The organism is Maribacter sp. HS, assembly GCF_048059195.1.
Lineage (GTDB): Bacteria > Bacteroidota > Bacteroidia > Flavobacteriales > Flavobacteriaceae > Maribacter > Maribacter dokdonensis.
Map to the genome: position 1 here is coordinate 810,229 of NZ_JAYLVV010000002.1, position 17,734 is coordinate 827,962.

At 37.3% G+C, this 17,734-nt stretch carries 14 protein-coding genes; 10 read left to right on the plus strand and 4 right to left on the minus strand.

Annotated elements, in window-relative coordinates; translation table 11 throughout:
* The first annotated feature begins 45 nt into the window (after positions 1-45).
* The 4 genes from hutH to hutG all read left to right on the plus strand — a co-directional run bounded on the left by hutH (position 46) and on the right by hutG (position 5,936).
* Complete coding sequence (gene hutH, locus VBZ51_RS03640; RefSeq protein ID WP_416576086.1) at positions 46-1,620, plus strand: histidine ammonia-lyase; 1,575 nt, start codon at positions 46-48, stop codon at positions 1,618-1,620.
* A gap of 4 nt (positions 1,621-1,624) precedes the next feature.
* Positions 1,625-2,872: an imidazolonepropionase gene (gene hutI, locus VBZ51_RS03645; protein WP_416576087.1), complete on the plus strand. Its 1,248-nt coding sequence runs from the start codon at positions 1,625-1,627 to the stop codon at positions 2,870-2,872.
* A gap of 100 nt (positions 2,873-2,972) precedes the next feature.
* The gene (locus VBZ51_RS03650; protein WP_416576088.1) at positions 2,973-4,973 is read left to right on the plus strand and encodes a urocanate hydratase; all 2,001 of its coding nucleotides are present in this window, start codon (positions 2,973-2,975) and stop codon (positions 4,971-4,973) included.
* Between the two features lie 6 nt (positions 4,974-4,979).
* Positions 4,980-5,936 carry a formimidoylglutamase gene (hutG, locus tag VBZ51_RS03655; protein WP_416576089.1) on the plus strand — a complete coding sequence of 319 codons (957 nt, stop codon included), beginning with the start codon at positions 4,980-4,982 and terminating at the stop codon, positions 5,934-5,936.
* Between the two features lie 182 nt (positions 5,937-6,118).
* Here the strand turns inward: hutG and VBZ51_RS03660 are convergent, their stop codons facing one another.
* Together VBZ51_RS03660 and VBZ51_RS03665 are read right to left on the minus strand one after the other, a co-directional pair.
* Entirely contained in the window at positions 6,119-6,475 is a 357-nt protein-coding gene (locus VBZ51_RS03660) for a pyruvate kinase (protein WP_071341190.1), read from the minus strand.
* Positions 6,476-6,580: 105 nt separating this feature from the next.
* The gene (locus tag VBZ51_RS03665; protein WP_416576090.1) at positions 6,581-7,039 is read right to left on the minus strand and encodes a COG2426 family protein; all 459 of its coding nucleotides are present in this window, start codon (positions 7,037-7,039) and stop codon (positions 6,581-6,583) included.
* Positions 7,040-7,266: 227 nt separating this feature from the next.
* Here VBZ51_RS03665 and VBZ51_RS03670 point away from each other — a divergent pair, with 227 nt between their 5' ends.
* Positions 7,267-8,658, plus strand: a complete 1,392-nt coding sequence (locus tag VBZ51_RS03670) for a Gfo/Idh/MocA family protein (RefSeq protein ID WP_416576091.1) — start codon at positions 7,267-7,269, stop codon at positions 8,656-8,658.
* Here the strand turns inward: VBZ51_RS03670 and VBZ51_RS03675 are convergent, their stop codons facing one another.
* Positions 8,659-9,132, minus strand: a complete 474-nt coding sequence (locus VBZ51_RS03675; RefSeq protein ID WP_058104038.1) for an Lrp/AsnC family transcriptional regulator — start codon at positions 9,130-9,132, stop codon at positions 8,659-8,661.
* A 480-nt stretch (positions 9,133-9,612) separates the two neighbouring features.
* Here VBZ51_RS03675 and VBZ51_RS03680 point away from each other — a divergent pair, with 480 nt between their 5' ends.
* Both VBZ51_RS03680 and VBZ51_RS03685 read left to right on the plus strand, forming a co-directional pair.
* Complete coding sequence (locus VBZ51_RS03680) at positions 9,613-10,803, plus strand: pyridoxal phosphate-dependent aminotransferase (RefSeq protein ID WP_091607154.1); 1,191 nt, start codon at positions 9,613-9,615, stop codon at positions 10,801-10,803.
* Between the two features lie 123 nt (positions 10,804-10,926).
* The gene (locus VBZ51_RS03685) at positions 10,927-12,120 is read left to right on the plus strand and encodes an AEC family transporter (protein WP_416576092.1); all 1,194 of its coding nucleotides are present in this window, start codon (positions 10,927-10,929) and stop codon (positions 12,118-12,120) included.
* Between the two features lie 3 nt (positions 12,121-12,123).
* On the opposite strand, the gene VBZ51_RS03690 is transcribed toward VBZ51_RS03685, so the two are convergent.
* The gene (locus VBZ51_RS03690; RefSeq protein WP_416576093.1) at positions 12,124-13,476 is read right to left on the minus strand and encodes a Gfo/Idh/MocA family protein; all 1,353 of its coding nucleotides are present in this window, start codon (positions 13,474-13,476) and stop codon (positions 12,124-12,126) included.
* Positions 13,477-13,618: 142 nt separating this feature from the next.
* Between VBZ51_RS03690 and VBZ51_RS03695 the strand changes: the two genes are divergently transcribed.
* The 3 genes from VBZ51_RS03695 (at position 13,619) to VBZ51_RS03705 (ending at position 17,506) form a co-directional block, all read left to right on the plus strand.
* Positions 13,619-14,497 carry a nucleotidyltransferase family protein gene (locus tag VBZ51_RS03695; protein WP_416576094.1) on the plus strand — a complete coding sequence of 293 codons (879 nt, stop codon included), beginning with the start codon at positions 13,619-13,621 and terminating at the stop codon, positions 14,495-14,497.
* A 263-nt stretch (positions 14,498-14,760) separates the two neighbouring features.
* Positions 14,761-15,126, plus strand: coding sequence for a DUF7009 family protein (locus VBZ51_RS03700; RefSeq protein WP_074671776.1), 366 nt, complete (start codon positions 14,761-14,763; stop codon positions 15,124-15,126).
* 82 nt (positions 15,127-15,208) lie between these two features.
* On the plus strand, positions 15,209-17,506 hold the full coding sequence (locus VBZ51_RS03705) for an FdhF/YdeP family oxidoreductase (protein WP_416576095.1): 2,298 nt from the start codon (positions 15,209-15,211) through the stop codon (positions 17,504-17,506).
* The last annotated feature ends 228 nt before the right edge of the window (positions 17,507-17,734 follow it).

A 17,734-nucleotide genomic window follows, 5' to 3' on the forward strand; every position in this document is an offset into this window, starting at 1 on the left:
AAAAATAGATATTAATTTTAATAAAATTCTTGAAAAGCAAAAGCTATGGGGAAACAGACCTTTAAAATAGGAGAAGATTGGCTTACGGCGGGCAAAGCCATGCAGATCGTAAACAATGAATATGCGGTAACACTTTCCAGAACTACAGAACAAAAAATAGCCGATAGCTGGAAAATAGTTCAAAACATTGTAGATAAAGGTCACCCAGTTTACGGCATAAATACTGGCTTTGGCCCGCTCTGTACGACCAAAATATCAAAGTCCGAAACCAATATTCTACAGACCAACATACTTCAAAGTCATAGCGTTGGTGTTGGTGAACCCGTAGACAATGACATCGCTAAACTAATGCTGATCCTTAAAGCCCAGTCACTGGCCAAGGGATATTCGGGAATAGCCATTGAAACCTTAAACCGTATAATCTGGCACATTGAAAACAATGCCACACCTGTGGTCCCCTCCCAAGGATCTGTTGGTGCTTCTGGGGATCTAGCTCCGTTATCCCATTTATTTTTACCATTAATTGGTTTAGGTAAAGTGCAATACCAAGGTGAAATAATTTCAACAGCATCACTTTTCAAAAAAACAGGGTTAGCACCTATTGCCTTAGGACCAAAAGAAGGGTTGGCACTTATAAACGGTACTCAATTCATAGCGGCACATGCCGTAAAAGTGGTTGTACAATTACATGCTATTTTAGCTCAGGCAGATGTTATTGGCGCTATGATGATAGAAGGTCTACAAGGGTCAGTAAAACCATTTTACAATGAACTACATGCGCTACGCCCATTTAAAGGAAATGTTCATGTTGCAAAAAGGGTTAAAAAATTACTGAAGGGTTCAGAAATTATGGAAGCCCATGTAGATTGCGAAAAAGTACAAGACCCCTACTCCATTCGCTGTATACCACAAGTTCACGGTGCCTCAAGAACAGCATGGTTACATCTTAAAGAATTATTGGAAGTAGAATTAAATTCGGTTACGGACAACCCTGTTATCATCAATGAAGAATTAACCATAAGCGGTGGTAATTTTCATGGTCAGCCTCTAGCAATGGCATTGGATTATGCATGTTTGGCCGCATCGGAAATCGGTAATATTTCAGACCGTCGAATTTATCTTGCACTGGAAGGAAATAGTCCCGGTGTACCCAAATTGCTCATGAACGATACAGGTATCAATTCCGGATATATGATCTTACAATACACCACTGCGGCTTTGGCAAGTGAAAACAAAGGACTATGTTTTCCGTCGAGCGCGGATAGTATTCCTACTTCACTTGGTCAAGAAGACCATGTTAGTATGGGCTCCATTGGCGGTAGAAAAGCATTGCAGGTAATTGGCAATGTTGAAAAAATATTGGCTATTGAGTTATTGACAGCCGCCCAAGCTTTTGAATTTAGAAAACCATTGAAATCTGGCATTTATTTAGAAGAGATTCATAATGCCGTTCGTGAGCGTGTTGCCTTTGCCAGTAAAGACCGTGTATTTGCAGATGATATTGAAAAGGGTATTGCAATGATCAAGGATCGGACAATACTAAACGTTATAGACCGCGTACAAGCAGAACATAACATATCTTTAAAAACAAAACACTCAGAAGAGTTCGAAAATTACTAGTTGCATGACACAGAGAACACTCATAGGTCCGTTTAAACAGATTATTCCCATGACGGGGCTAAAACTAAAAGGCGCCATTTTAGACAATGAACTAAACGTCATTGATGATGGCGGTATGGTATTAGAAAATGAACAGATTTTGGCAATAGGCAATTTTGAAGATTTAAAATTGAAATTCCCAGAAATAGCTATTCATCAACTAAAAGGAAATCATGTTTGCTTACCCGGTTTTATAGATGCTCATACCCACATCTGCTTTGGCGGATCACGCGCTAAAGATTATGCCATGCGAAATGCCGGAAAATCATACCTAGAAATTGCTCATGCAGGTGGTGGTATTTGGGATACCGTTACCCAAACCAGAAAAGCAAGTATAGAAGAATTGACCAAAAACACCATAAAAATAGCCAATCGTCATTTAAAAAACGGTACCACAACGCTAGAAGTTAAAAGTGGATACGGATTAACAGTAGATGAAGAATTGAAAATACTCCGCGCTATTAAAGAAGCCGATAAAGTGGCATTGCCTGAATTAATAACTACATGTCTTGCCGCACATATGTTACCCAAGGATTTTAAGGGAACCGAAACAGCGTACTTAAAAATGATCAGCGAAGAGTTATTCCCAGTTCTCAAAGAAGAAAATCTAACAAATAGAATTGACGCTTTTATAGAACAGAGCGCTTTTTCTTCGGAAGATATAAAAGCATATTTCTTGAAAGCGAACGACCTGAATTTTGACATCACCGTACATGCAGACCAGTTTTCAACAAGTGGAAGCAAGGTTGCGGTGGATTACAATGCCATTAGCGCGGATCATCTTGAAGCTAGTACGGACATAGAAATTGAACTTTTAGCAAACAGTGATACCATAGCCGTAGCCTTACCAGGTGCTTCAATAGGACTTGGGTGCAATTTTACGCCCGCAAGAAAATTATTAGATGCCGGTGCAGCACTTGCCATAGCCAGTGACCACAACCCAGGTTCCGCTCCAATGGGCGATTTATTGACCCAGGCCAGTATATTGGGAACTTTTGAAAAATTGACCAATGCCGAAGTATTGGCAGGAATCACTTTTAGAGCCGCAGCCGCTTTAAAATTAGAAGACCGCGGTAAATTGGAAGTGGGACATTTAGCTGACCTTGCCGTTTTTCATTCGGATAATTATCAAGATATTCTTTATAACCAAGGAAATTTAAAGCCCTGTATGATATGGAAAAATGGGGTCTTGGTTTTTGATAGGCATAAGTAGTTGTTGGTTGTTGGTTGTTGGTTGTTGGTTGTTGGTTGTTGGAAAATAAATTTAAAGGTTCTAAACCAATTTAGACTTTTCGAAATTTAAAATATTAAAGATGGATTTTAAAGCACAGATACAGATGGGAATACCTACTGAATTACCTCCAAGAAAGGAGCGTTCTTCTACGGTAAGCCATGCACCTAACCGAAAGCAAATACTCTCAAAAGAAGAGAAAAAATTGGCGATCAGAAATGCGCTACGCTATTTTCCGGCAGACTGGCATGCCGTTCTCGCACCTGAATTTGCAAAGGAATTGCAAAAACATGGTAGAATATACATGTATCGTTTTCAGCCAGATTATGATATGCATGCGAGAGCTATATCAGCATATCCGGCACGGACCAGTCATGCTGCAGCGATCATGTTAATGATCCAGAATAATTTAGATCCAGCGGTAGCCCAGCATCCACAAGAACTCATTACCTACGGTGGCAATGGTGCCGTTTTTCAGAATTGGGCACAATACCTTTTGACCATGCAGTACTTATCTGAAATGACCAATGAGCAAACCTTGCATATCTATTCTGGCCATCCTATGGGTTTGTTTCCTTCATCAGCAGATGCCCCAAGAGTTGTCGTTACCAACGGAATGATGATTCCCAATTACTCTAAACAAGACGATTGGGAAAAATACAATGCGCTTGGTGTAACCCAATATGGTCAAATGACCGCGGGTTCATATATGTACATTGGTCCGCAAGGCATAGTGCACGGCACCGCAATTACCGTAATGAATGCATTTAGAAAAGTACTGAAGGCGGATGAAAATGCCAACGGAAAAATATTCTTAACTGCAGGTTTAGGCGGAATGAGCGGCGCACAACCAAAAGCCGGTAACATTGCCGGATGCATCACCATTTGTGCAGAAGTGAATGCACTTGCCGCAAAGAAAAGACACGAACAAGGCTGGGTAGACGAATTAATAGACAACCTTGATGATTTAGTAGAAAGAACCAAAGAAGCCCAAAACAAACAAGAAATAGTATCATTGGCTTTTATTGGCAATGTTGTAGACGTATGGGAACGTTTTTTTGCAGAAGAATTATTCATTCACCTAGGATCTGACCAAACCTCTTTACATAACCCATGGGCAGGAGGGTACTACCCAGTTGGGTTAACTTTTGAGGCGTCTAACGAAATGATGAATAAGCAACCTGAGGTATTTAAAACGAAAGTGCAAGATTCGCTACGTAGACATGCCAACGCTATAAACTTACACACCAAAAAAGGCACCTACTTTTTTGATTATGGAAATGCCTTTCTACTCGAAGCCTCAAGAGCAGGTGCAGAAGTAATGGCAGAGAACAATATAGATTTCAAATATCCGTCATACGTACAGGATATATTAGGACCCATGTGTTTTGATTATGGTTTTGGACCGTTCAGATGGGTTTGTTCCTCTGGTACATTGGAAGACTTAAGAAAAACAGATGCCATTGCCTTACAAGTTCTAAAAGAGATTAAAAAAGACGCTCCATTAGAAATACAACAACAATTAGAAGATAATATTAAATGGATTTCTGAAGCAGAACAAAACAAATTGGTAGTGGGCTCTAAAGCTAGAATATTATATGCAGATGCAGAAGGAAGGGCAAAAATTGCATTGGCTTTTAACGAAGCAATTGAAAATGGAGAATTAAGTGCTCCGGTAATTTTAGGACGCGACCACCATGATGTAAGCGGCACCGATTCTCCATACCGAGAAACTAGTAATATTTACGACGGCAGTAAATTCACAGCAGATATGGCCATACACAATGTCATTGGCGATAGCTTTAGAGGTGCAACCTGGGTATCTATACACAACGGTGGTGGCGTAGGCTGGGGCGAAGTCACCAACGGCGGATTCGGTATGGTACTAGATGGCTCTACAGATGCAGAGCGCAAATTGAAAAACATGTTGTTTTATGATGTCAACAATGGTATTGCAAGACGAAGCTGGGCAAGAAACAAAGAAGCAATGTTTGCATTACAACGAGAAATGGAAAGAACGAAATTATTTAAAGTAACATTCCCTACCTTAGTAGAAGACCAACTTATTGATAAATTATTCTAACAATATATGTCACATTATACTAAAGCAAATAAAGAAAATTGGTTTGGTCGAGTATCTGGTGAAGAACTCTATTTACATGAGAAAATTAGATTCTCAAGTATAAAAGATCCTATCAATATATCAGAGCACACAACCATTGCCATACTAGGCTATAGTAGTGATGAAGGTGTTAAACGTAATTTAGGAAGAATTGGTGCTGCATTTGGACCTAACGCTATTCGGAAACAGTTGGGTAAAATGACCAATCATTTAAAAGAAAACTCACAATTATTTGATTTTGGAAATTTAGAATGTGAAGAAGATGACCTTGAGGCTTTACAAGAAGATTTATCCAATACGATCACCTCTTTACTTGATAAAGGTGCTAAACCAATAGTACTTGGTGGCAGCCATGATCTTGCCTATGGTCATTACAACGGACTAAAAAAATATCTAAAGCCAGATAAAAAATTAGGTATAATCAATTTTGATGCACATTTTGATTTGAGAGCCAACACTGAGGGTAACAATTCTGGCACTCCATTCTATCAAATTGCGATAGAACAGGAAGCTAAGAACGAATCTATAAAATATATGGCCTTAGGTATTCGAAAAGATGCAAATACCAGAGTCCTTTTTGATTTTGCAGAATCGCGCAATGTCAACTATCTACTTCAAGAGCATTTTAACATTAATTATTTAGAACATGTTCAACTAAGGCTTATTCAGTTCATGGAGGATGTAGATTATATCTATACTACCATTGATCTTGATGGATTCTCTTCTGCCTATGCACCAGGTGTAAGCGCGGCATCACCTATGGGCTTTTCTCCAGACATTGTGCTAGAAGGCTTAAAGTTGATTATTGAATCTGGCAAACTATTGGGATTGGATGTTGTAGAGCTAAACCCCAATTACGATATAGACGACCAAACTGCAAAACTTGCTGCGTCTTTAGTACACTATGTTATTCATAAAATTTAGGGTAAAAACAAAAAAAGCCTCCCTTAATGGAAAGCCTTTCATTGGGTTCTATCGGTTGAATCCGATAAACACAATTGCCTCAAATATTCTTTGAGACACAACACAACGCCGTAAAGGTAATAAAGCTTTTTAAATAAAAATAACGGTCTGTACAATTCTTGTAAAAACTAAGATCTATAAACCTATTGTTGATCTTCATCACCCTTAAAAAGCTTATAAATATATTGCTTCTCTTTCAAGGTAAATTGTTTGTTCTCAAACCAGTCATGCACCTTGATCTTTTCATTTTCTATCTGGGCATTTCTAATGGCTTTTAAAGACACAATGTGCCAATGAGTACCCTTGTTACGAGAAACGGAATACCCAACATCTTCCATAATATAAGATTGTTTAGGTCTATTTATTAATCGGACTCCGTTTTTTAGAACGGCTAGTGTTTCTGTTAATCGTACAACTTCAGAAAAAGAATATCTGGCAAAATCGTTGAAACCATTCTGCTCAACATTATATAATTTATCTCCAATTTTAAGGGTATCCATAGCTTAAAAAAGCTACAAATTTAAAAGGCTATGTCTGTTAATGAAATTAATATTAGGTATAGTTATCCACAAAATAAATGAATAAAAAACATAACCAAGTAAATGTTACGCCATACCCTTCATGGTCAACAAGGTAGTTGCCCAAACGATAACCGAAGATAAAAAGATGCCTATGGTATTCGCTAAAAAAGCTTTCTTTCTTTCTATTTTAAATAAGTAACTAGCAATGCTACCTGCATAGACACCTGTACCCGGCACTGGTAGCATTACAAAGAATATAAGTCCGTAAAACCCATACTTTTTAATTTTATCACCAGATCCCGTTTTTGCCCGTCTTGCCACAAACAACGCATTCTTTTTATAGAAATGCCATCTTAATAAATATCTATTAACGGTATTTAAAAAAAACATCATAATAGGAAATACCAGAACATTCGCTAAAAAACAAACTGCCAATACCACGTAAATATTTACTCCATGAAATAAACCATAGGGTATACCAACTTTAGCCTCTCCTAAAGGGGAGATACTCCAAAGTGCTGCTATAAGTATATCTTTCAACAAAACGTTCTTTTTAAGCGAATGCAAAATTACGTTGTTCTTGAAAAATTGTTTGCCATTTATATCATAAATGTTGTCAATTACCAATTTATATAGATAAACTACTTAAGTTGAAAAATTGTTAGCGCTTAAAATCATGTAATCTCAAATTATCCAATCATGATAACCTAGCAACATCATTTATTTGGTATTTTTAATAGCTAACAACAACTAATATCAACACAAACAACATGGATCAAAAGAATTCCAGAAGATCATTTTTAAGACAAGCATCTTTAACCACTGCTGCACTTGGTACAGCCCCCTATTTATTATCGGCATCAACAAATAAAGTACAACTACTACATAGAGAATATTCGTTAGATCAGTATGGTAGTAACGACCATATAAATATTGCACTAATTGGTTCAGGAATTCAAGGTATATATGATACACAAGCCGCCTTAATGGTAGATGGTGTAAAAATTGTAGCTGCTTGTGACCTATATACGGGTAGACTTGATCGCGCCAAAGAATTATGGGGCAATGATATTTTTGTAACAAGAGATTATCGAGAAATATTAAGTAGAAAAGATATTGATGCCGTGTTGATTGCTACAACAGACCATTGGCACCAAACCATTACAGTAGCAGCATTGAAAGCTGGAAAACATGTGTATTGTGAAAAACCAATGGTTCAAAATTTTAACCAGGGCCAAGAAATTATACAGGCGCAAAAAGATTCAGGCAAAATCTGTCAAATAGGTAGCCAAGGCATGGCTTCCCTTGGTAATGAAAAGGCAAAAGAACTATATGAAGATGGTGCCATTGGTGATATTGTAATGCTAGATATGTACAATGATAGATATTCAGCCGAAGGTGCTTGGCAATATCCCATACCAACGGATGCCAATAACAATACCGTAGATTTTGACACTTTTTTAGGAAACGCACCAAAGGTACCTTTTGACAATAACCGCTTTTTTAGATGGAGAAATTATCAAGATTATGGGACCGGAGTAGCCGGTGATTTATTTGTTCATGCCTTCTCTACCTTAAATTTTGTAATTAGCTCAGATGGTCCCAACAGAGCCATGGCTACAGGCGGGCTACGCTATTGGAAAGACGGCAGGGATGTTCCAGATGTTTCCATTACATTATATGACTACCCTAAAACCGAAACACATTCGCCTTTTAATGCGGCATTTCGCATCAACTTTATTGCGGGCAGTGGAGGCGGTGGCGGTTTTAAATTAATTGGCACTGAAGGAGAAATGGAAATTGGTCAAAATTCGGTAACCGTTAACCGTTCTAACCTAGGCTTAGAACCCAGTGGTTATTCAATGATTTCATTTACTGAAGGCATGCAAGCGGAAATAAGAAAGGAATATGCCGCTAAAAAATTAAATACTAGAGCAAGTAAATTGTCTACGGGATCAACAACTTGGCAAGCACCACGTGATTATAAAGGAGCGCATTATGACCATTTTTATAATTTTTTTACCAGCATAAGAGAAAATGGAAAAGTAATACAAGACCCAAAATTTGGACTTAGGGCATCAGGAGCAGCTTTGTTGGCAAATGAAAGTTATACTAGAAAACAACCGGTAAATTGGGATCCTACTAAAATGAAATTGATCTAGTTAATTTTCTTCTGTTTCAACAAATTGGATATGGCGTTCCAAGTTTTCTTCAATTGAAATAAAAGATTCTATACCACGTATTCCAGAAATACTCAGAATTTCGTCTTGATATACCTGCTTATAATGAAAGCTATCCCTTGCATGCATTTTTATGAAGACGTCATACTTTCCGGTTACGTGGTGTATTTTGACCACCTCTTCAATTTCGTTCAATCTTTCCATTACCTTTTTAAATAAACTGATCTCGCTTAAGAAGATTCCCAAAAATATGGTCATCTTCCACCCCATTTTTGCATAATCAAGACTTAAGGTTGCCCCGGTAATAAGACCCATTTCTCTCATTTTACGCATTCGCATGTGCACCGTACCTGGAGAAACAATTAATTTTTTAGCAACATCTGTATACGGGGTCTGGGCATTTTCTGCCAAAATATTTAAAATACTGAAATCTACGTGATCAAGTTTATTCCTCATTTTTCATAATCATTTGAAATATTCATTGAATTATTACAAGGTTTTAATCCATTTTAACAAATTTAATTTATAATTAGTTAAATTTTAGTAATTATATGACAATAAAAAGGCTTAAAAATGAGGTTTTGTTTATAATTCTCTAATCAAATTGACAAATACATAAAAAGAGGGTTTTAGAATAATTATGCCGTATCCGCACATTTTCAACAGTGAACAAATCACTTCTTAAATTATCGGTATAATTTCAAACAAAATCTAACTATTATTCAATAAAACAAGCTACACACCCTGTATTTACAAGCCGTTGTAAGCATAGGCTATTTCCATAATCCTTGAACATTCAATAATATTGTTTAGCACTAAACATGAACATTTACCATAGTAGCTAACATGTTTATATCGATAAATAAAATTGATGTTTGGTTACTTTATTTATAAGGAACAAACAACCCATTACCAACATTTCAAACTTGAACAAAGATGAAAACAACAGTAAACAGAAGAGATTGGCTTAAAAAAGGAGTTCTTTCAGCTGCAGGAGTTATGGCAGCACCTTATTTGACTTACGGGGCTTTTCCGTCACAACCTATTTCGTTAGATGCCAACGGTAATATTCCCTACACTCCTTTTTTTAAGGAGTATTTACCACAAGCACCAATGCAACCTTTAGCCTTGGCGGCTAAGCTAAATGCAAATGAAAACCCTTATGGACCATCACCAATGGCTGTTTCTGCCATGCAGGAGTACGCACCAAAAGGAAATCGTTATGCATGGAAAGAACTATATCAGTTAATGGATAAGATTGCAATTGAAGAAGGTGTTAAGCAAGAGAATATAATGATGGGGCCTGGCTCATCTGATCTTTTGGAAAAAACCGCCATGGTATTCTTTCAAAATGGAGGAAATATCGTTTCTGCGGACCCGGCGTATATGTCACTTATTAAAGTTGCAGAAGCAACGGGTGCCACTTGGAAACCAGTTCCACTTAAAAAAGATTGGTCACATGATTTGGCTGCAATGGAAGCAGCTGTAGATGATGACACCAAGTTGGTATATATATGTAATCCTAATAACCCAACAGGTAGTATGACAGACCATGATGAACTTATTGATTTTTGCTCTCGTGTTTCTGAAAAGACCCCCATTTTTGTTGATGAAGCCTATTTAGGATTCTTGGATGACGCCACCAAAAAAAGTATGGTATCACTGATCAATGAAGGTAAAGACGTAATCATAGCCCGTACATTTTCAAAAATACAAGGTATGGCAGGTTTGCGTGTTGGCTATATTGTAGCACAACCAGAAACTCTAGGAATTATTCAAAAAATTACACGTGGCGGCATGGGAATCTCCTTACCATCTGTTTACGCTGCTATGGCAAGTATGGATGATGTTGCCTTTAAAGATAAATCCAGAAAACTAAATAAAGAATGTAGAGACTATGTATATGAAAATCTTGACAGATTGGGGTTTGAATATGTGCCTTCTTCTACCAGCTTTATTATTTTCCCCATACAAATGGACGGTAAACCCTTCTTAGAGAAGATGACCGCCGAAGGTGTTGGTGTAAGAGCTTTTGAAATCTATGGTAAAAATTGGTGCCGCGTGAGCATGGGCACTATGGATGAAATGAAGTTGTTTACAACTGCACTTGAAAAAGTGCTCGTTTAAGTTTGAATTAGTCCGGGAGTTGGGCATATAAAGCATTGCCTTGACACAAAGCCAAAGTTCAACTCCTTTGGGCTATTTCTAATTTACTTTACAACATCAAATCCCAATGAAATTTTCAACAGCATGAATTTTGCACTACAAAAAACCCTAGAATTAATACTGATTATAGGACTTGGACTACTACTTCAAAAGAAGGTGGCAAAGCAAGATTTAAAAGGGATAAAAGTTCTGATTTTAAGCGTTGCACTACCTGCAACTATTTTTGTTGCACTATTAAAAATAGAACTTAAGGGAACCTTATTGGTGTTTCCCCTAGTTGCATTAATTTTTAATCTTATAATGTTGGCAGCAACAAAATACTTCTTAGCTGCATCATTACACAAAGAAGAACAGAGCAAAAAGCGAACATTGATGATGTTGTTACCCTCAACAGCACCTGGGCTATCATGCTTTCCATTTATTGTAGCTTACTTAGGTGACGACACCTTAGCCTTAGCTGCACTTGCAGATATTGGAAACAAGATATTTGTACTTATCTTACTATACATGCTAGCCATGCACTGGTATCGTAAGAACTCCGTAATCAAGAAACAGGAATCTTCTAAAAGTAAGCTTAAAGGACTATTTATTTCATTGATCAATGAACCTATTAACTTGGTTATCGTCATAGGATTGATCATGCTAGGTTTAGGACTTGATCTTTCATCACTACCAACCTTTTTTCAAAATACCGCATTGAGCATTAAAGATTTAATGACTCCGTTAGTGCTCTTGTTCATAGGTATGGCGGTAAGAATTAATAAAGGCGAGTTTAAATTGATACTTGCTATGCTGTTACGCAGAATGGGCCTGGCATTTTTAATAAGCGGTGTTTTTGCCTATACAATACCTGCATTAACGCCTGCTATGATTCTACTTTTAGTAGTCTTTCCGCAAAGTGCCTGTAGCTTTTGGCCTTTTGCCCACATGAGTGCCATACAATCTATGGAAGAAAAAGACGAACAGCCAAAACCTACATTCGATGTCAATTTTGGGTTGAACATTTTGGCTTGTTCCCTACCCTTTTCAACACTATTAATAATTGGCATATTCTCATTTAGCGAATACTTCATCAACCCGCTTACACTTCTTGGTCTAGGCGCAATAATTTTAGGGATCACATTTGCCCCCGATATTTTTAAATCCACCAGTTTTATGCTCGACAGAGAGCGTAAGAAAATGCCAAAATCAGTTAAACCAAAATCTAAGCTTACCATCGCAAAAAACGATTTTAAACATAAGACCGAGAAAACAATGAATGAAGCTAAGGCCAGCTAAACTTTAGTATGTTTCTTTCATCCATTCATAAGGCTTTCTTTTGATCCAAAGTCCCCTAGTAAAATCAGGAAAATCCTGGGGTTCGCCATTATTGGCAATAGAAGCCTCTGATAATGGTGTAACAGCACTCCAAGCAGCTGCATCGTAAGCGTCTAAAGGTGGCGCTATGTTTTGTTTTGCAGATTCAACAAATGAGTTAAGTACAAAGAAATCCATACCGCCATGACCAGCATTTAAGGCATACGCTCCATACTTTTTCCAAAGTGGATGATCATATTGTTCTAACCAAGGTTTTGCATCATCCCATTGATGTGGTTCAGACTTTCCTTCCACATAAATACGACTTCCGTCAACCTCCCAGAGTCCGTTTGCACCTTGCACGCGAAAACCTAATGAATAAGGCCTAGGCAAATTACAGTCGTGTGTAATGATTATTGTTTCGCCATTTGCGGTATTAATGGTTGAGGTAATGACATCACCCTGCTTAAATTTAATTTTTGCATTTGGGTGTTCTGTCCCCCCCTGGCCAACAACATAATTGTGCAAGCCAATACCTTTTGTTGCATGTGAAGTCATAGATACAAATCTATTGCCCCTATTGACATCTGCCATTATAGCAACCGGCCCTAAACCATGTGTTGGGTATACATCGGCATTTCTCTTTACAGAATGTTCCGTACGCCATTTAGATTCAGAAATACCCTTTTCACCAAATTCAACACCTTTGCCATAAGCCGTTTTGCCATCATTGAACTTTACATGACGTAAATCATGCTGATATCCGCATCTATAATGAACCATTTCACCAAATACATTTTGCTTTACCATATTCAGAACGGCCAATACATCTCGCCTATAATTTACGTTCTCAAGGATCATCATATGGGTACCGGTACGCTCATGCGTATTCACAAGATCCCAACATTCTTCTAAGGTATTAGACGCAGAAACTTCAACACCTGCATACTTACCCGCTTCCATGGCATCTACCGTCATTCGGGTATGCCATAACCAAGGCGTAGCTATAATTACGGCATCAACCTCTTGCAGAGCTAAAAGGTTTTTATAATCATGCTCATTAGCCCCAAATACTTTAGGACTCTTACCATTTGCACCTGCAATATGCTTTTTGGCAATTGCTATCCTATTTTCGTCTATATCACAAATTGCGGTAACGTTAACGTCTTTTCTAAGTAATAAGTTCTGTAAATGATTAGTTCCCCTTAAACCTACACCTATTAAACCTACATTTAGTTTATCCGTTACACTAAATTTTTTATGTGCAAAACCAGGTACTGTAACAATACCCATACTTGCTATTGATGTGTTTCTAATAAATTTTCTTCTCGTTGTCATTGTTGGTGGTAATTAAGAACACTGAATTTAAAAAAAGAAACTGACTCATATTAATTAATCATCAATTTTAAAAGGGATACATCTAAAATTAGCCACAATTTCTATTAGCATTTCATATTTTTGGCATTTAAACACAAAAATCATGACATTACTTTTAATGGCTGCCGGTAGTGGTAGTAGATATGGAAAACTAAAACAATTTGATGATTTAGGTCCTAATGGTGAATTCTTAATGGAGTTTGCTATATATGATGCTATTCAGAATAACTTTGAACAAATAGTAGTTATTACCAAAAAAGAAAATGTTTCTTTTTTGGAGGAACATCTTTCAAAAAGAATTCCTAGCAATATTCAATTGAACGTTCTTGCTCAAGAACTTACAGATTTACCTGACGGAGTTACTTTTACAGGTGAACGTAAAAAACCTTGGGGTACCGCTCATGCAGTTTGGACGGCAAGAAATGTGATCAACGGACCGTTTGTAGTGATTAATGCAGATGATTTTTATGGTCAGTCTGCCTATAAAAAAGCTGCGGATTTCATGAAATCGGATGATAGTGCCTATGCACTTTTAGGTTATACCCTTAAAAACACTTTATCTGAGCATGGTTCTGTATCTAGAGGTGTTTGCGAAGTAAATGGCGATAACCTTGTATCTGTACAAGAGCGATTAAAACTGGTACAACAGGGAGATAAGATTATTGATGAGGATACCAATTTAGAATTTACAGGTGATGAACAGGCCAGTATGAACTTTTGGGTTTGTAGACCATCTATCTTTGATAAAATAGAATCTGAATTTAGAATTTTCTTAAAAGATGATGACCGTATCGCTAACAGCGAACTATACATTCCTTTAATGATACAAGAAATGTTACAGGCCAACGAAATTGAGGTTAAATGTATACCTTCTGGTGGAGATTGGTTTGGTGTAACATATGCCAGTGACAAGGAAAAAGCAATGAACAGTTTAAAGGAAAAATCCGATTCAGGAAAGTACCCTGCGCCTATTTGGAAATAACCCTTTTCAACATATACCAGAACCCATTAGATTTTAATTTAATGGGTTTTTTTATGTTTAAAACCGACTTTAACTAAAAAGAGTCCGATCTTATCAGACCGGACTCTTTTACGAGAACACTATATGAAAATGAAAAAATTTTATTCGTTTTTAATTACATTGTAAATATATAGGTAAGGTTAATTATTAGAAACAAATTGATGTCAACCCCCTATATTTTGTTGTCAGATGGGCTATTTTTGTTGTGAACTGAATCTATAGCTATGAAAATTAGAATAAAAGGCGATTCTGTACGGTTTAGATTAACCCAATCTGAAGTGAAAACATTATCGGAAAGTGGAGAAATTTACGACAGTACAAATTTTGGAACTACAAAATTTAACTATGGTGTAGTATTAAAGAGCGATATTGAGCAATTACATATCAATTTTGAAAACAGTAGTATTATCCTTTCTATGCCAGAGGCTAATGGCAGATCTTGGTTTTCCAATGATATCATAACTTTTGACCATACCTTGAAAACAACCGCTGGCAACAACCTGTACTTGCTATTGGAAAAAGATTTCACCTGTTTGGACAATACTATAGAAGACCAATCTGACAATTACCCCAATCCTAAGTTGAGTTAAAATATCCCATTTTAATCATTTGGGTTACAGTTTTAATAGAAATGATTATAAACGTTACTATTACATTTCTTAAGTTTATTGCATGAATGCAAAAAACGAACGCAACGTCTCTTTTAGAGGGTCTGAAGAATTTCTGGATATTGAAGTAAAAGAACCTATAACACATGCTGCAGGTTATTTAGGCGTACGTGAAGCCCTAAAGCATACATTCAAAGAAATGGGCGTATTACGATCAATGCGCACCTTGCTGAGCATGAACCAAAAAGACGGTTTTGATTGCCCAAGTTGTGCTTGGCCCGATCCCGAACACCCATCACCAGTAGCTGAGTACTGCGAAAATGGAGCCAAGGCCTTAGGTGATGAAGCTACTACCCAACATATTGGTGCAGATTATTTCAAAAATAATTCGGTAGAAGAACTTTCTCAACTTACTGATTACGAACTCAACAAGTTTGGTCGCTTAATTGAACCTATGGTATTAAGACCCGGCAGCGTTCATTACGAACCAATTTCTTGGCAGGTCGCATTTGATCTGATAGCAGCTGAATTAAAAAAGTTGGACAATCCGGACGAGGCTATCTTTTACACTTCTGGTAGATCAAGTAATGAAGCTGCCTTTTTATACGGTATGTTTGCGCGTGCATTAGGCACCAACAACCTTCCGGATTGTTCTAACATGTGCCATGAGAGCAGCGGTGTTGCCTTGGGAGAAACCTTGGGCATAGGCAAGGGTTCGACCACTTTAGAGGATTTATACGAAGCAGAGGTCGTATTGATAGCCGGGCAGAACCCAGGTACCAATCACCCTAGAATGTTATCCGCATTAGAAAAATGCAAGCAGAACGGTGGTAAGGTCATTAGTATAAATCCGTTAGAAGAATCAGGATTAGTGAATTTTAAAAATCCGCAACATCTAGGCGGATGGATCGGCGGTGGTGAGGACATGGCAGATATTCATTTGGCGGTCAACATTAACCAAGATATACCCCTGGTAAAATTAATTTTAAAGAAAATAGTTGCATTAGAAGAAAAAGGAAATACAGTTTTTGACCACGCATTCATTGAAAAATATACAGATGGTTATGAGTCTTTGATCTCTGATTTAAGAAACTACAATGCAAAAGACCTATTGGCGCAAACTGGCGTATCCGAGGAAAAAATAAACGACACGGTTGCACTATTGGCGAATAAATCTAAAATTATAGTGTGCTGGGCCATGGGTCTTACTCAACATAAGAATGGCGTAGAAAATATTAGAGAGTTCATAAATCTTCTATTGTTGAAAGGAGCTATTGGAAAACCAAATGCAGGTACATGTCCGGTTCGTGGTCACAGTAATGTTCAAGGTGATCGCAGCGTTGGTATTCAGCATTTTGTAGATAGTGCCATGAACGAACGTATTAAAGAACATTTAGGGTTTACCCCACCTGAGCATGAAGGTGTAGATGTTGTAGGCTCCTTAAAAGCGATGTATGAAGGTAATGCCAAAGTATTCATGTGCTTGGGCGGAAATTTTTTAATGGCGGCATCTGATACAGAATATACCGCAAAGGGAATTCAAAATTGCGATTTAACGGTACAGATCAGTACCAAATTAAACCGTACACATTTAATCACCGGTAAAACCGCCTTGATCTTACCGACTATTGGAAGATCTGAAAAAGATTTGAAAAATGGCAAGCCCCGTCATTTTACGGTTGAAAATAGTATGGGCAGGGTAAAAAGATCCAAGGGAATATTAAAACCTGCCTCGGAGACCATCATGAGCGAACCAGAGATTATTGCCAATTTAGGGCATACCTTGTTCGGCCAAGAACACCCTATGAACTGGAAATCATTAGGTGAAGATTATGAATTGATCAGAAAGCGAATTGACCAAGTTGCAAAGGGGTTCAATGATACCGAAGAACGTTCAAAAGGCGCAGGCTATTACTTACCAAATAATGTACGTGAATTGGATTTTAGCATGTTGCCCAACGGTAAAGCACAATTTACCATTAACAAACTTCCTGAACACACCTTGGCAAAGGATGAATACATGTTGATGACTATACGTTCTCACGATCAGTTCAACACCACTATTTACGGATTAAATGACCGTTACAGAGGTGTTTACAATGCAAGAAGAGTGGTTTTTATGAATATAGACGATATGAAGGCCATTGGTGTAAACAAACTGGACATTGTTGATATTACCAGTACTTATGACGGTATTGTAAGAACAGCCCATAATTTTAAGATCGTTCCATATAATATTCCATCTGGAAATCTGGCTTCTTATTTTCCGGAGACCAATGTTTTAGTACCCTACAATCATTTTGCCGATAAAAGCAAAACACCAATAAGCAAATCTGTAAAAGTTAGACTAGTAAAGAAATAGTTAATAAATACATTTCTGAAATTCAATTACTTAACAATCTCGTAACCGAATAATAAGTTAACAGTAACCTTTCTATAATCATAAATTTTGAAACTTTACGGTCATAAGTTTCAGCATATGAAATCTACTGATTTGGCCGCCTTATGTATTGCCATTCTTGCATTTAATGTCAAGTTTGAGGTGGTTCTATCTCTTTCTAATTTTCTAAAATTCCCAAGAAAGGAATCC

What these genes read in the sequence shown, in the direction of transcription:
- hutH (WP_416576086.1), top strand. Translation starts at nt 46, where the DNA reads ATGGGGAAACAGACCTTTAAAATAGGAGAAGATTGGCTTACGGCGGGC.
- VBZ51_RS03690 (WP_416576093.1), bottom strand. Translation starts at nt 13,476, where the DNA reads ATGACAACGAGAAGAAAATTTATTAGAAACACATCAATAGCAAGTATG.
- VBZ51_RS03700 (WP_074671776.1), top strand. Translation starts at nt 14,761, where the DNA reads ATGAAAATTAGAATAAAAGGCGATTCTGTACGGTTTAGATTAACCCAA.
- VBZ51_RS03670 (WP_416576091.1), top strand. Translation starts at nt 7,267, where the DNA reads ATGGATCAAAAGAATTCCAGAAGATCATTTTTAAGACAAGCATCTTTA.
- VBZ51_RS03675 (WP_058104038.1), bottom strand. Translation starts at nt 9,132, where the DNA reads ATGAGGAATAAACTTGATCACGTAGATTTCAGTATTTTAAATATTTTG.
- VBZ51_RS03680 (WP_091607154.1), top strand. Translation starts at nt 9,613, where the DNA reads ATGAAAACAACAGTAAACAGAAGAGATTGGCTTAAAAAAGGAGTTCTT.
- hutG (WP_416576089.1), top strand. Translation starts at nt 4,980, where the DNA reads ATGTCACATTATACTAAAGCAAATAAAGAAAATTGGTTTGGTCGAGTA.
- VBZ51_RS03650 (WP_416576088.1), top strand. Translation starts at nt 2,973, where the DNA reads ATGGATTTTAAAGCACAGATACAGATGGGAATACCTACTGAATTACCT.
- VBZ51_RS03660 (WP_071341190.1), bottom strand. Translation starts at nt 6,475, where the DNA reads ATGGATACCCTTAAAATTGGAGATAAATTATATAATGTTGAGCAGAAT.
- VBZ51_RS03695 (WP_416576094.1), top strand. Translation starts at nt 13,619, where the DNA reads ATGACATTACTTTTAATGGCTGCCGGTAGTGGTAGTAGATATGGAAAA.
- VBZ51_RS03685 (WP_416576092.1), top strand. Translation starts at nt 10,927, where the DNA reads ATGAATTTTGCACTACAAAAAACCCTAGAATTAATACTGATTATAGGA.
- VBZ51_RS03705 (WP_416576095.1), top strand. Translation starts at nt 15,209, where the DNA reads ATGAATGCAAAAAACGAACGCAACGTCTCTTTTAGAGGGTCTGAAGAA.
- hutI (WP_416576087.1), top strand. Translation starts at nt 1,625, where the DNA reads ATGACACAGAGAACACTCATAGGTCCGTTTAAACAGATTATTCCCATG.